Origin of the sequence: Neisseria mucosa (genome assembly GCF_003044445.1) — a bacterium.
In the GTDB taxonomy this organism is placed as follows: Bacteria; Pseudomonadota; Gammaproteobacteria; order Burkholderiales; family Neisseriaceae; genus Neisseria; species Neisseria mucosa_A.
Genome location: NZ_POWX01000004.1, coordinates 1 through 14,130, shown reverse-complemented (window position 1 = coordinate 14,130; position 14,130 = coordinate 1). Strand labels below are relative to the sequence as shown.

The window sequence follows — 14,130 nt, the reverse complement described above, 5'->3', positions numbered from 1 at the left end:
TTTTAAGGGTGTTTTATGACCACACACAATGCTATGCATCAGATGAAAACCCTGTGTTCTTCCTGTTCGCTGCGTGAACTCTGCCTGCCCGTCGGGCTGCTGCCGAATGAGTTTGCCCAATTGGACGCGGTCATCCGCCAGAGCCGCCGCTTGAAGAAGGGGGAATATCTGTTCCGCACCGGTGAGCCTTTCGCGTCGCTGTTTGCCATCCGTGCCGGTTTTTTCAAAACCACGGTTGCCAGTCAGGACGGCCGCGATCAGGTTACCGGTTTTTTTATGTCCGGCGAACTCATCGGCATGGACGGCATTTGCTCCCATGTCCACAGCTGCGACGCGGTGGCTTTGGAAGACAGCGAGGTGTGTGAGCTGCCCTTTAGCCACATCGAAGAGTTGGGACACAACATCCCCAGCCTGAGAAGCCATTTTTTCAGATTAATGAGCCGAGAAATCGTTCGCGACCAAGGTGTGATGCTGCTTTTGGGTAATATGCGTGCCGAAGAACGTCTGGCGGCGTTTTTGCTTAACTTATCCCAACGCCTTTACTCGCGCGGATTTGCCGCCAACGATTTCATTCTGCGGATGTCACGCGAAGAAATCGGCAGCTATTTAGGGCTGAAACTGGAAACCGTCAGCCGTACGCTGTCCAAGTTCCATCATGAAGGTTTGATTTCGGTCGAACACAAACACATCAAAATCCTCGACTCGCAAACCCTCAAAAAAATGGTATCCGGTTGTTCGCACGCCATCTGATTGATACCGAGACTATTTTTAAACAGAACTCAAGGTCGTCTGAAAAAATTTCAGACGACTTTTTCCATGCCTTTAACTTGTAGCATCTTCAGCATAATCAGCCCATTGGGCAGCCCATTCTTTCAATAAACGGTGGCGTTTTTTAAATGTCCGACGCAAGGCCGGTAATCCGATTAGCCGGTCAATCATTTTTCCTAGCTCGAAAGTAAATTCCACCGTATCCGTCACGCAGGTACGCCCTCCGGAAAAAATTGAATTCATGCGTATGGCGGAAAGAGCGGTAAATCCCGTTCAACATCAGGTCGGTAAACGATTGGTTCGGCTCAAGCGAAATGATTTCGGCACGATGCCGCAACCAAATCCCGCAAACTCTGTATTTGAAATCCAAAATATCTCCACGCGCCCAGTATTCCTTTTCCGACAGCCATTGCACGTCAAACGGAAACTGACAGGCAAATCAGTGTCGGGAAGTGCAGTAGCGGAATATCGGTGCGAGCGACGTATCCAACCGGACGCTGCGGGTATAAGTCAGCATGACATTGACCGTTGTGGGTAAATATGGGGATGTTGATAAGAGTGGTGCGGTCGGTATCAGTTCATAATGGCATTAAATAGCGTGATTTGTTTATTATAGATAATGGAATAAAGGTCATCTGGAAATTTTCAGACGACCTTATATTGAGAATAATCTGAAAATTAAGATAAGTTATTTTCTTTATTTTCCAAAAATTTTTTAATATTATCTAACTTTTTAATTTTAAATTGTATTAGTTTTTTTTGTTTTTCTGATTCGGCTTTTAGTTGCTCTGCTCCGCGGTTATAGTCTTTTGCTGGTTCAGGTATTTCACCTATTTCTTGATTCAGTATAGATATACCATCATTAATTATTTTAATAGCTATATATTTAATATCTTGGAGCTTTTTTATATCATAAAATAGATTATTATCCCCAAAAGATTTTTTAAGATTTCCAATGGGATTTATTGCATTAAAAACCCATATAACATCATTATTATTTTGAATAATATCACCATAATCATGAATTATAGGTATGGGTAAGTTTAAATATTCTAAAAAGTTATATCTATTTATCAAGCCTTGAAAGTTATAAAATATAGATGAAACGATTCCTTTATCTTCCTGATTCAAATGTAGGCAGTTAAAAATAAGTAATATAAAAATATCATTAGGGATAAAGGAGCGAAGTATGTCGCTATATATTTTCTCTTGTGGATTAATATAAAGATTACTAAGTTTTTCCCTTGATTGTTCATTATCATGAGAAAAATCATTTATAGTGATCTTATTATCTGTTTTTCCTTTTATATCTTTGGATAAACTTAATGATATAAATTTAAGTATTTGAAATAATATGATAAAATATTGTTTTAGTGAGGGGTTTTGGCGAATATTATCTTTTATATAACTATCAATATTAAATTTTTCATCAATGGTAACATTTGTTAGATCAGGTATTTTTGATTCAACAAGGTTTTCAATAACCTTATTATGGTGCTCTAGCAAAGAAAAAAATGTCGATTCAAACTGTTGCAGATTAAAAATCTCTGATTGGCGGCTTTGTTGTTTTACCTGTTTGCGTTGCTGTTTTGCCGCCTGTTTCAACTCTTTGCGCGTTGCTTGCATTTCCTGCGCTTGTTGATGAATGGTGTAGAGCAGACCGATAAGGGCTAGGAAGCTGATGATGGGGTTCAGCGTACCGCCCAGATAGTCGCCGAATGTTCCCCATGTGGCAGGATCATTAGAAAGCTTGGCTAGGAAATTGTCTAATATGAAGGAGTTTTTATGTGAATTATTAATGAAATCTTCCCATGTGGAGTAATTACAAAACATAGGTGATATATTAAATTTCCAATAATAAAATGCTAAGGCAACAGCAAAAAATAAAAAAGCGAATACGCCTAATACCCATAATAACCAGCCAGGCTTACTTTGGTTTGTCATGATTATTTTTCCTTTTTTTGTACTCATAAGGTCGTCTGAAAATTTTCAGGCGACCTTATTTTATAAATTCGAATCAGCAATATCCATGCCGTTATTTCTGTGTATGGGGAATTGCGATGCGAGGATTTTCTAGTTCAATCTGCGGTATGTTTGGCGGGTATTCAGCCCAGCATCGCCAAAAGCTCTTCCTCACTCAATACCGCCACACCCAAGGCATTGGCTTTTTCCAGCTTGCTGCCTGCGGCTTCTCCGGCGACGACGTAGTCGGTTTTTTTGGACACGCTGCCGGAAACTTTGCCGCCTGCGGCTTCGATCAAGGCTTGGGCTTGGTCTCGTTTGAGGGTAGGCAGGGTGCCGGTTAACACAAAGGTTTTGCCTGCTACGGCTTCGTTGAGGTCGTCTGAAACCATTGCTTCTTGGTTTTCAGACGACGTTTGGGCAAAGAAGGTTTTCAGATTTTCGAGCAGGGCGGCGTTTTGTGTTTCGCTGCGCCATGCTTGCCAGTCGGCGGGGAGGGCTTTGTCGGTTTGCAGACCTTCTATGCTTTTGCCGGCGAGTTCCCATAAGGCTTGGGCTTTGTTTTCGCTGATTTTGAAATCGGGCAGGCGGGCAATCCAGCGTTGCGGCTCGGCGTGGCGGGCGGGCGGGATGGTAACGGCTTGGGTTTGCGGGGCAACGCCTGCGGCGAGCAGCTCGTCTATCATCGCCTGCTGCGCGTCTTGGGCGAAGAAGTGGGCGATGGAGTGGGCGACGACGGTGCCGATGTCGGGCAGGCAGGCGAGGATGGGTTCGGGGGCGCGGCGGACGTGTTCCAGCGAACCGAATGCTTGCGCCAGTGTTTTTGCGGTGCGTTCGCCGACGTGGCGGATGCCGAGCGCGAACAGGAAGCGGGCGAGTTCGGGTGTTTTGCTGGCTTCTATGCCTGCAAGGATATTTTCCGCCCACTTGGTCGGTTGTTTTTTGCCGTTTTGGGTGTTGGATTCAGATAGGTCGCCTGAAACCGTTTCTGCGTCGCCGTTTTCGTTTTCAGACGACCCTTTATCCGCCGTTTCCTTCATCTTTTGCAAGGTCGGAATGTCGAGGCGGTAGAGGTCGGCGAAGTGGCGGACGAGGTCTTGGGCAACCAGCTGCTCGATTTGTTTTTGACCGAGTCCGTCGATGTCCATGGCTTTGCGCGAGGCGAAGTGGATTAAGCCTTGCGCGCGTTGCGCCTGACAAAGCATACCGCCGCTGCATCGGGCGACGGCTTCGCCTTCTTCGCGTTCGATTTCGCTGCGGCAGATGGGGCAATGGGTCGGCAGGCGGTAGGGCTTGTGGAGCGGAACGGATTGGGTTTGGTTTGCGGACGGTGTTTCGGCAAACAGGTCGTCTTGTTGCTGCTTGAGGTCGTCTGAAACGGCAACGGCGGTTTTCTGCATTGGGCGGCGTTCGAAAATCACGCGCACGACTTCGGGAATCACGTCTCCGGCACGGCGCACGACGACGGTGTCGCCGACGCGCACGTCTTTACGCGATACTTCGTCCTGATTGTGCAGGGTGGCGTTGGTGACGGTGACGCCGCCGACGAATACGGGTTGCAGGCGGGCAACGGGGGTAACGGCGCCGGTGCGCCCGATTTGTACGTCTATGGCTTCGACGACGGTCAGGGCTTCTTCGGCGGGGAATTTGTGGGCAATCGCCCAGCGCGGCGCACGGGAGATGAAGCCGAGTTCGCGCTGTTGCGCCAAACTGTTGACTTTGACCACCATGCCGTCGATTTCGTAGGGTAGGGAAGGACGTTTTTGCTGCATTTGTTCGTAAAATGCCAATACTTCGTCGATATTTTTGAAACATCCGAAATTGCCGTAGGGCAGGCTGAAGCCGAGTTCTTGGAAATAGGCGAGTTCTTGGATGTGTTCTTCTGCGACGAAACCGCCTTGCTGACGGGCGACGGAGTAGGGGAAAAAGTGCAGTTTGCGTTGCGCGGTGATGCGCGAATCGAGTTGGCGCAGGCTGCCGGCGGCGGCGTTGCGCGGATTGGCAAAGGGTTTTTGCCCATTTTCGTTTTGTCTTTTATTGAGGGCGGCAAAATCGGCTTTGAGCATCAGCACTTCGCCGCGCACTTCGATGAGTTCGGGCGTATTTTCACCGTGCAGCCGCAAGGGGATGTTGGCGACGGTTTTGACGTTTTGGGTAACGTCTTCGCCCGTCGTGCCGTCGCCGCGTGTTGCCGCCTGTACCAATACGCCGTCGCGGTAGAGCAGGCTGATGGCGAGGCCGTCGAATTTGGGTTCGATAACGTATTCGGGTTTGCCGCCGTCCAAGCCGTCGCGCACGCGTTGGTCGAAAGCGTACATTTCGGCATGGTCGAACACGCCGTTTTCATCTTGCGGGGAGAAGGCGTTGGTCAGCGACAGCATCGGCACTTCGTGGCGTACTTCGTCAAATCCCACCAAAGGTTCGCCGCCGACGCGCTGGGTCGGGCTGTCGGGCAGTTTGAGCTCGGGATGGTTTCGTTCCAACGCTTCGAGTTCGCGGAACAATTTGTCGTATTCGGCATCGGGTACGCTGGGCGTGTCGAGGGTGTAGTATTCGTAGGCGTAGCGGTTGAGGAGGTCGGTAAGGTGGCCGATGTGTTGTGCGGTTTGATTCATGGAGAAGGGGTTTCAGACGACCTTTGTCTGATACGGGCAAAGGTCGTCTGAAAAATGATAGGTTGAAAACAGCTGAATTTTACCCGAAAAAAGCGGATATGCCGTAACGACATATCCGCTTTGATTACATTTGATTTTAAGAGAACAGGCGCAGGGCTTGTTTGCTGCCGGGTTTGATGCCGACTTTGACCATTTCTTCCTGACGCGCCAAGACGTAATTGCGAATGTCTTTGAGCCATTGGGTAGAAACTTCTTCCATTTTGTCGTTGACCAAATCCAATCCCAACTGACCGGAGAGGCGTACCGCCAAGTCCATAAAGAGGTCAAAGGTTTTTTCGCCGGCAGGTGCGTGCGGGATGTCGAGCAGCATGCTGAAGCCTTTGTAGGACTGGTTGTCCAAAAGGGCGTTGGTAAATGCGTCGCCTGTGAGGCTGTGGATGGCAAACATCGGGCTGCCGGTTTGTCCGGTGTAGTGGAACGCGCCGTCTTCGCCCAATACGAAGCCGAGGTTTTCAACAGAAGCGCGGAGTTCTACGCCGCTGATGTTGCTGTGTGAAACCAAGTGGATGGCGATGGTTTGATCGACGCGGGCGCAGAAGGTATCCAATGCCTGCGCGACTTCGGTAAATGCCGCCAAATCGGTGTGGAGGACTTTGCCGCCCATCAGTTGGGCGAAGGTGTCAACCTGTTGGTTGAACTGTTGCAATTCTTCTTGGGTTGCCAAACCGTTGCGGCTGACTGCTTGCAGACCGACGACAAAGCCTTGGTAATACACGCTCGGAATCGGTTCGGCAACTTGGAAGCGGTCGTCCATGGTGCAACCGATGATTTGGAAGCGGTGGCGGTTGGACAGACGGGGCAGGGCGTGCAGCTCTTGCGCTTCGGAGAGGGCGATGTAGGCGAGGTAGTCGAAGCGCGGGTCAAACCACGGCAGCTCGACTTGAGACAATTCGTCCAAGCTGACCAAAGGCTGGTTGGCGGCGGAAGGCAGATTGATCGGCTCGTCGCTCGCGGCTTGGGTGGTGATTTCGTTGTTCAGACCGATGACGGTATGTTGCACCGGCTCGTCGGTGAAGTCGTCTTCCATTGCCAACTCGACATCGGTTTTGATGGCGGAAGGCTTGGCAAGCTTGGCTTTGGCGGCGAAGATTTCGTCTTGTTCTTGCAGATTGCGCAGCGCGGCTTCTTGGGCTTTGTTCGCTTTTTTGACGAACAGACCTTTGCCGCCGGATTCTTTGCCGTCGCGCACATGGCTGGTTTTACTGTTCAGGAGCGCGTCTTTGTCGGAGTGGCCGAACTGTTCGCGCACCTGTTTGCGGTATTGGTTTTCTTGATACATATTGTAGGCGATGACGGCAAGAATGACTGCCAAGCCTAAGACGATGAAAATCATGGGTAATCACTTTTTTGTAAGAGCGGCATTCCGTCTTTGTTGCCTTAGGGCGGTTTGCCTTAGGGTGGTATGCGGAATCGTATTGCCGCGAGTAAGTTCGTCGGAGTCGGACACGGATTGTCCCGTATGGATGCTCGATTATAACGAAAATAAACTTTTCTGACAGCAAATGCCGCGAATGATAGCCCAAAATGGGGCAGGGTCGTCTGAAAAATGCTATATGGCATTTTTGAGCGATTAACGGACAACCGGAAAACCTGCCGCCTGCAATCTTTGCCAATCGAAAAAGTGTCCGGGGTCGGTTTTGCGGTCGGGGGCGATGTCCTGATGACCGGTAACGGCGGTGATGGGGTAATGCCCGGCCAAGGCTTGTAGCAGGCTTTTCAACGTTTGATATTGTGCTTCGGTAAACGGTTCGAAATCGCAGCCTTCCAATTCGATACCGACCGAAAACGCGTTGCACTTTTCACGTCCGTGAAACGACGACACGCCTGCGTGGTACGCCATATCGTCGCAAGAAACGAACTGCACCGCCTCGCCCTCGCGGGTAATTAGAAAATGACTGGACACGCGCAAGGTGTGGATGACACTGAAAAACGGGTGTTCGTCGGGGTCGATGCGGTTGGTAAACAGCTTTTCCACCGTGCCCGTCCCATATTCGAAGGGCGGCAAGGAAATATTGTGTAAAACCACCAGCGACACGGTTTCTGATTCTGCACGCGGTTCGAAATTCGGCGAAAACGCGCGGCGCGCAGGCTGCCACCAGCCTTGCTGCCAGTCAATGTCTTTGCATTCGGATGGAAGATTCATATTCAGACGACCCTTTATTTCAGACGACCACTGAGGCGGAAAAAACATACGTCGGGCGGGTGCGCGAGGAAGAGGGCGCGCATTTCAGTTATACTGTCGCCCGACGTTCACAAATCAAAAATCCTACCATGCTGAAAAAAATGTTGAAATGGTTTGCGGTATTTTTTGTTGCCGTTGCCGCCGTGTTCGCCGCCTTGCTGTTCGTTCCCAAAGACAACGGCAAAGCATACCGTATCAAAATCGCAAAAAACCAAGGCATCTCTTCCGTCAGCCGGACGCTTGCCGAAGACGGAATCGTTTACAACCGCCACGTCTTGGTTGCAGCCGCCTACATGATAGGCGCACACAACAAACTCAACGCAGGTTCATACCGCCTTCCTTCCAACATTTCCGCATGGGGCATTTTGCAGAAAATCCGCAGCGGCAGACCCGATGCCGTTACCGTTCAAATTGTCGAAGGCTCGCGTTTTGCCACTATGCGTAAAATCATCGACAATACGCCCGACATCGAACACAAAACACGCGGTTGGAGCGATGCAGAACTCATGCAGGCAATTGCCACCGACGCGCTCAGCAGCAACCCAGAAGGCCAATTCTTCCCCGATAGCTATGAAATCGACGCAGGCAGCAGCGATTTGCAAATCTACCAAACTGCTTATCAAACCATGCAACGTCGTCTGAAAGATGCTTGGGAAGATCGCGAAAGCGGATTGCCCTACAAGAATCCGTATGAAATGCTGATTATGGCGAGCTTGATTGAAAAAGAAACCGCCCACGAAGACGACCGCGCCCATGTTGCTTCAGTATTCGTCAACCGCCTCAATATCGGTATGCGCCTGCAAACCGACCCGACCGTGATTTACGGTATGGGCAGCGCGTACAAAGGCAAAATCCGCAAAGCAGACCTCCAGCGCGATACGCCGTATAACACCTACACACGCAGCGGCTTAACCCCGACCCCCATCGCCCTGCCAAGCAAAGCCGCCCTTGAGGCTGCCGCGCATCCATCGAATGAAAAATACCTCTATTTCGTTTCCAAAATGGACGGCACCGGCTTGAGCCAGTTCAGCCATAATTTGGAAGAACACAATGCTGCCGTACGCAAATATATTTTGAAGAAATAGGTTGAATTAAGCCTCAAAAGCATAAAGGTCGTCTGAAACCTGATCTTCGGTTTCAGACGACCTTTTATAGTGGATTAACTTTAAACCAGTACGGCGTTGCCTCGCCTCGCCGTACTATCTGTACTGTCTGCGGCTTCGTCGCCTTGTCCTGATTTAAATTTAATCCACTATATCTTTCGCAAGCCTTAAGCTGCTTCCCAGTAATCGATATAAAGCTGCAATTCCATCTGATTGCGCCACTCGTTTGCCACGGGGCGGTAAACCGTGCGGATGTATTCGGGAATGTCATCGGTACAACGCCAGAACATGGCTTCAAATTCGTAGCCGTCTTTTTGCAGCCAAACTTTTTTGTGTTTGCCCTCCGCGCCCAAGGGTTGCTGGCGGATGACGTGAAACTCGTCGGTAAAGCTCGGCGGCGCGAAGCCTTGTCCCCAAACATGGCGGGCGAGGTTTTGCGCCTGTTCCAACGTGATGTCGCAGGCTTTCAAGCTGCCGTCGGTGATAAAAGTTTGCGACAAGTCGTCTTCGCACACCATTTCGCGCACGGCTTCTTCAAAGGCCGTCTGAAACGCGGGAATGTTGTGTTCGAGTATGCTTAAGCCCGCCGCCATCGCGTGTCCGCCGAATTTCAAAATCAAATCGGGATGGCGTTTGGACACCAAATCCAACGCGTCGCGCAGGTGCAGGTTGGGAATGGAACGCCCCGATCCGCGCACTTCGCCGTTGTCCGCCGGAGCGAACACGATGGTCGGGCGGTAAAAGCGGTCTTTGAGGCGGCTGGCGACGATGCCGACCACGCCTTGATGAAAATCGTCGCGGTAGGCGACCAGTGTCGTCTGATCTGAAGGCAGGGTTTCGGGAAAGGCGTTCAGCGCGTCTTGCAGCATGGACTGCTCGATTTCGCGGCGTTCGATATTGAGGTCGTTCAACTGCGCCGCCAATGCCTGCGCTTCTGCGTCGTCGCGAGCCAACAGGCAGGCTATGCCGACTGACATATCGTCCAGCCGTCCGGCGGCGTTGATGCGCGGGCCCAATGCGAAACCCATATCGAAAGGCTGCGCTTTGCGCCAGTCGCGTCGCGCCACTTCAAATAAGGCGCGGATGCCGGGACGCATTTTGCCGGAGCGCATCCGTTTCAAACCTTGCGACACGAGGATACGGTTGTTGTGGTCGAGGGGGACGACATCGGCGACGGTGCCGAGTGCGACCAAATCCAAAAGTTCGCCCAGATTCGGCTCTTTAAGGTCGTCTGAAAAATAATCGCGGCGGCGCAATTCGGCACGCAACGCCATCAATACATAAAAAATCACGCCCACGCCCGCCAGACTTTTACTTGGGAAGCCGCAGCCTTTTTGGTTCGGATTGACGATGATGCAGTCGGGTATGGTTTCGGCGGGCAGGTGGTGGTCGGTTACGATCACGTCCAAACCCAATTCCTGCGCCCGCGCCACGCCTGCGATGCTGGCGATGCCGTTATCGACCGTAATCAGCAAATCCACGCCTTGCGCGGCGGCGATTTCGGCGAGTTCGGGCGTTAAGCCGTAGCCGTGTTCGAAGCGGTTGGGTACGAGGAAATCCACCGCCGCGCCCATCGCTGCCAAGCCGCTCATGCCGACGGAACAAGCGGTCGCGCCGTCGGCATCGTAGTCGGCGACAATCAGGATTTTTTCTTTGCGCTCGATGGCATCCGCCAAACGGCGGGCGGCGGCTTCGCAATGCGTCAGCGATTGATAAGGCAGAAGGCCGGCGAGTTTGTCGTCCAATTCGGCGGGACTCTGCACGTCGCGCGAGGCGCACAGCCGGGCGATCAAAGGGTCGGCGCCGGCGGTGAGCAAATCATCGAGGACGTTTTGGTTGATAGGGCGGGTTTGGATTTTGACGGGCATGGTGTGTGGACGGGGTATAGTTGTATTTGAGGGGATGTATTTTAAGGCGGGAAAGGTCGTCTGAAAACCTAAAAGCAAAGCAAAATCTGCTGCCTGTTTTCAGACGACCTTTTATTGTGAAAGGGAAGGGGAATTTCTTACCCGTTTTAAACTTCCGGAACAAAGTTGTCGTCAAACAAATTGTCCTGCTGTATTTCTTCCCATTCGTCCTGTTGTCTCAGCAAATCGAGTTTTTTGTTGCGGATTTTGGTTTTACGCATATGCAGCAGGCGCATGACTTGGTGCTTTTGGTCGTCCGTCATTTGCTGCCAAAAATGCCTTTCTTCGCGGCTGCGCAAGCAGCCTTTGCAATAACCTTTTGCGTTGGCTTCGCATACGCCGATGCAGGGGCTGGGGATGGGAAAGAAATCGGGTTGTTCCATGATGAAGGTGCAGAAAGGTCGTCTGAAAGAGTATAACCAAGGTGTAGGGTTTCGGCTATGTATGGTTGTCATTCAGGCAATTTTTTATTTTGATACTCTGCTGAGCGATGAAGAGCATCATGCTGATCTTAGTTTTACCGTCGCAGGATAATAATGCGCTTCCTCATTAAAATTTAAAACTCAAAAAGGCTTAGCTTGACGATACGTTGACTGTGCTGAATTCATCAGCGGTATATCTATTTTACACGACCGTATAACACGACCGTATAAGTAGCTGAAATCGGATTGAGAGATTTTAAAAGGACAGATAAAACGAAAGGTCGTCTGAAATCTTGTTTAGATTTCAGACGACCTGTTTTAAATCTCAAATCGTTCCGTTATTAGCGGTCGATGTTAACAGGTTCGCAGTTTTTCACGATGAAGCGGTTGCGTGAGTCGGTTACGCCCACAACTTCAGAAGTGGTGTGGGTGTTTTTGTCGATGTAACCGGCAGACATAGAGAAGCCGCGTTTGTTGGTGAAGGTTGTACCGGTGCTGTCTGATTGGCGTTTGTCAACGCGCAGGCTGATTTGTTTGCCGGCTGCATTTGCAGATGCGCCAACTGCATTACCACTGCGGTCAAATTCGTAAACGACATTCAGTTTTTTACCGTTGTCGCATTTGTAAGGAACGTAGCCAGCGGGAGCGGCAGCGGCAGTCATGGAAACACCGGCAGTCAGAACGGCTACAATAGCGGCAGATAAGAATTTCATCTGGTATTACTCCATAAAGTGAGAAAAGAGTGATGTGTGGCGTGGACTATCCGGCGCCATCCTTGCTTTGTTTTGAAAGCAGTACATATTTTATCCGTTCCGAAAAAATATACAATATGCCGATATGCAAAGCTATACAAAGAAATTTTCGGGAAGGGTTATTCTGGTTGTACGCAATTAAATAAGTTGAAAATTTATCATAACAAAATAACTTATTTTATTGTTTTTCCTTTTATTTTCGGGTGTTGATTTTTTTTGAAAAAGTTCATCATCAAAGCAAGTACCTGAAAGCCTTTGCGCAACACTAACCCCAAATTAGATATTAAGTATGTTGTTTTTTGGGTGCTGTCCTGATTGGGGATAAAAAGCGATACAAGGTCGTCTGAAAAAGGTTTCCAGCCACAAAATGCTGATGATTGGAGATTTTCGATTCGGTACAGCTTATTTTTAACATGTTTCGGCATGAAATATCCGAAATGCTGTTAGATAATCTCTTGATTTACGTTAAAATACGCCTTTTTTTGTGAAGGTCGTCTGAAAAAGACGGAGAGAATGATGTCTGAACAACACACACACGCTTCGACTTGGAAAAGCAAAATCAATGCACTGGGGCCCGGAATCATGATGGCTTCGGCAGCGGTCGGCGGTTCGCACCTGATTGCCTCGACACAGGCGGGCGCGCTTTACGGCTGGCAGCTCGCGTTGATTATTATTTTGACCAACCTCTTCAAATATCCGTTTTTCCGCTTCAGCGCGCATTACACGCTGGATACGGGCAAAAGCCTGATTGAAGGTTATGCCGAGAAAAGCCGCGTTTATTTGTGGGTATTCCTGATTTTATGCGTTATCTCGGCAACGATTAACGCGGGTGCGGTCGCCATAGTGACCGCCGCCATCGTCAAAATGGCGATTCCCTCGCTGACGCTGAATGTCGGCGCAATCTCTGCGTTGATTATGGCTTCCTGCCTGATTATCTTGGCGAGCGGACGCTACAAAGCCTTGGACAATGTTTCCAAAATCATCATCGTCAGCCTGACGATTGCCACAGTCGCCGCAGCCGCCATCGCCATGTCGCGCGGCATGCAGATGAAGCCCGACTTTATCGAGCCTACCCCATGGACACTGGCAGGCTTGGGCTTCTTAATCGCGCTGATGGGCTGGATGCCTGCGCCGATTGAAATTTCCGCCATCAACTCGCTCTGGGTTACTGAAAAACAACGCATCAATCCTTCCAGCTACCGCGACGGTATTTTCGACTTCAACGTCGGCTACATCACCAGCGCAGTGTTGGCAGTCGTCTTCCTCGCCTTGGGCGCGTATGTGCAGTATGGCAACGGCGAGGCAGTGCAGATGGCGGGCGGCAAATACGTCGGGCAACTGATTAATATGTACGCCGTTACCATCGGCGATTGGTCGCGCCCAATGGTCGCATTCATCGCCTTCGCCTGTATGTACGGCACGACGATTACCGTGGTCGACGGCTATGCTCGCGCGATTGCCGAGCCGGTGCGCCTGCTGCGCGGCAAAGACAAAACGGGCAACGTCGAACTCTTTGCCTGGAACGTTTGGGTCGCAGGTACGGGCTTGGCAGTGATTTTCTGGTTCAACAGTGCGATGGCGGAGCTGCTCAAATTCGCCATGATTACCGCCTTCATCGCCGCCCCCGTGTTCGCTTGGCTGAACTACCGCCTCGTTAAAGGCGACGAACGCCACAAGCTGACGGCAGGCATGAACTTCCTCGCCATCCTCGGCTTGATTTACCTGACCGGATTTACGGTGTTGTTCCTATTGAACCTGACAGGCATCTTGGCTGCACCTAAGTAAGCCCAATAAAACAAAGGTCGTCTGAAAACCGGATTTTGGTTTTCAGACGACCTTTTTGTTATGGGTTTGGTTTTGGGAGGGAGTTATTTATTGGTATAGGCGAATGATATTACGAAGTTCATGATTATATAGTGGATTAACTTTAAACCAGTACGGCGTTGCCTCGCCTTGCCGTACTATCTGTACTGTCTGCGGCTTCGTCGCCTTGTCCTGATTTAAATTTAATCCACTATAATCAATAATTCGTAAAACCTATTTGAAATGAGATGAAAGAAGGTCGTCTGAAAATTGAACTGGCCCCCAAATCTTGGACACTCATAAAAGCCTATTCAGGCGCTCTGTGCAAGCTGGGTTCTGTATGCGACAGGACTCAGCTTTTTCAATTTCAAACTGCAACGCTCGCGGTTGTAGTAATCCATATAATCATCTATCTGTTTCATCAATTCATCCACCGTCAATTCCCCTGCACGATAGAAACACTCCGTCTTCAGCACCGCAAAGAAGCTTTCCATCGGTGCATTGTCCCAGCAGTTCGCCTTTCGCGACATGCTTTGAACCATGGAATGTTTTGCAA

General features: G+C 50.1%; 13 protein-coding genes and 1 pseudogene. 3 read left to right on the top strand and 11 right to left on the bottom strand.

The window, feature by feature from the left end:
- Positions 1 to 15: 15 nt before the first annotated feature.
- Complete coding sequence (gene fnr, locus DBY90_RS03255) at positions 16 to 750, top strand: fumarate/nitrate reduction transcriptional regulator Fnr (protein ID WP_003740905.1); 735 nt, start codon at positions 16 to 18, stop codon at positions 748 to 750.
- A gap of 72 nt (positions 751 to 822) precedes the next feature.
- Here fnr and DBY90_RS13265 read toward each other — a convergent pair whose 3' ends face one another.
- From DBY90_RS13265 to ampD, 5 genes are all read right to left on the bottom strand, one after another.
- Complete coding sequence (locus DBY90_RS13265) at positions 823 to 1,011, bottom strand: hypothetical protein (RefSeq protein WP_234405095.1); 189 nt, start codon at positions 1,009 to 1,011, stop codon at positions 823 to 825.
- Between the two features lie 435 nt (positions 1,012 to 1,446).
- On the bottom strand, positions 1,447 to 2,712 hold the full coding sequence (locus tag DBY90_RS03245; protein WP_070493585.1) for a putative phage abortive infection protein: 1,266 nt from the start codon (positions 2,710 to 2,712) through the stop codon (positions 1,447 to 1,449).
- A gap of 161 nt (positions 2,713 to 2,873) precedes the next feature.
- Entirely contained in the window at positions 2,874 to 5,345 is a 2,472-nt protein-coding gene (gene ligA, locus DBY90_RS03240; protein ID WP_107986532.1) for an NAD-dependent DNA ligase LigA, read from the bottom strand.
- Positions 5,346 to 5,481: 136 nt separating this feature from the next.
- Positions 5,482 to 6,738: a cell division protein ZipA C-terminal FtsZ-binding domain-containing protein gene (locus DBY90_RS03230; protein ID WP_070493591.1), complete on the bottom strand. Its 1,257-nt coding sequence runs from the start codon at positions 6,736 to 6,738 to the stop codon at positions 5,482 to 5,484.
- 237 nt (positions 6,739 to 6,975) lie between these two features.
- Positions 6,976 to 7,548 carry a 1,6-anhydro-N-acetylmuramyl-L-alanine amidase AmpD gene (gene ampD, locus DBY90_RS03225; RefSeq protein ID WP_070493594.1) on the bottom strand — a complete coding sequence of 191 codons (573 nt, stop codon included), beginning with the start codon at positions 7,546 to 7,548 and terminating at the stop codon, positions 6,976 to 6,978.
- A 128-nt stretch (positions 7,549 to 7,676) separates the two neighbouring features.
- Here ampD and mltG point away from each other — a divergent pair, with 128 nt between their 5' ends.
- Entirely contained in the window at positions 7,677 to 8,672 is a 996-nt protein-coding gene (gene mltG, locus DBY90_RS03215) for an endolytic transglycosylase MltG (protein ID WP_070493725.1), read from the top strand.
- A 185-nt stretch (positions 8,673 to 8,857) separates the two neighbouring features.
- On the opposite strand, the gene recJ is transcribed toward mltG, so the two are convergent.
- From recJ to DBY90_RS12665, 4 genes are all read right to left on the bottom strand, one after another.
- Positions 8,858 to 10,558 carry a single-stranded-DNA-specific exonuclease RecJ gene (gene recJ, locus DBY90_RS03205; protein ID WP_107986530.1) on the bottom strand — a complete coding sequence of 567 codons (1,701 nt, stop codon included), beginning with the start codon at positions 10,556 to 10,558 and terminating at the stop codon, positions 8,858 to 8,860.
- 146 nt (positions 10,559 to 10,704) lie between these two features.
- Positions 10,705 to 10,980: a DUF1289 domain-containing protein gene (locus DBY90_RS03200; protein WP_070492468.1), complete on the bottom strand. Its 276-nt coding sequence runs from the start codon at positions 10,978 to 10,980 to the stop codon at positions 10,705 to 10,707.
- A 380-nt stretch (positions 10,981 to 11,360) separates the two neighbouring features.
- On the bottom strand, positions 11,361 to 11,732 hold the full coding sequence (locus DBY90_RS03195; RefSeq protein WP_003740987.1) for an ACP-like domain-containing protein: 372 nt from the start codon (positions 11,730 to 11,732) through the stop codon (positions 11,361 to 11,363).
- A gap of 212 nt (positions 11,733 to 11,944) precedes the next feature.
- Entirely contained in the window at positions 11,945 to 12,196 is a 252-nt protein-coding gene (locus DBY90_RS12665; protein WP_070492467.1) for a hypothetical protein, read from the bottom strand.
- A 91-nt stretch (positions 12,197 to 12,287) separates the two neighbouring features.
- Here DBY90_RS12665 and DBY90_RS03185 point away from each other — a divergent pair, with 91 nt between their 5' ends.
- Complete coding sequence (locus DBY90_RS03185; protein WP_029609683.1) at positions 12,288 to 13,556, top strand: Nramp family divalent metal transporter; 1,269 nt, start codon at positions 12,288 to 12,290, stop codon at positions 13,554 to 13,556.
- A gap of 126 nt (positions 13,557 to 13,682) precedes the next feature.
- On the opposite strand, the pseudogene DBY90_RS12660 reads toward DBY90_RS03185, so the two are convergent.
- Positions 13,683 to 13,790 (bottom strand): annotated as a pseudogene (locus DBY90_RS12660) (IS5/IS1182 family transposase); the annotation flags it as partial.
- 95 nt (positions 13,791 to 13,885) lie between these two features.
- A partial coding sequence (locus DBY90_RS03180; protein ID WP_234405084.1) for an IS3 family transposase occupies positions 13,886 to 14,130 on the bottom strand: 245 nt, incomplete at its 5' end.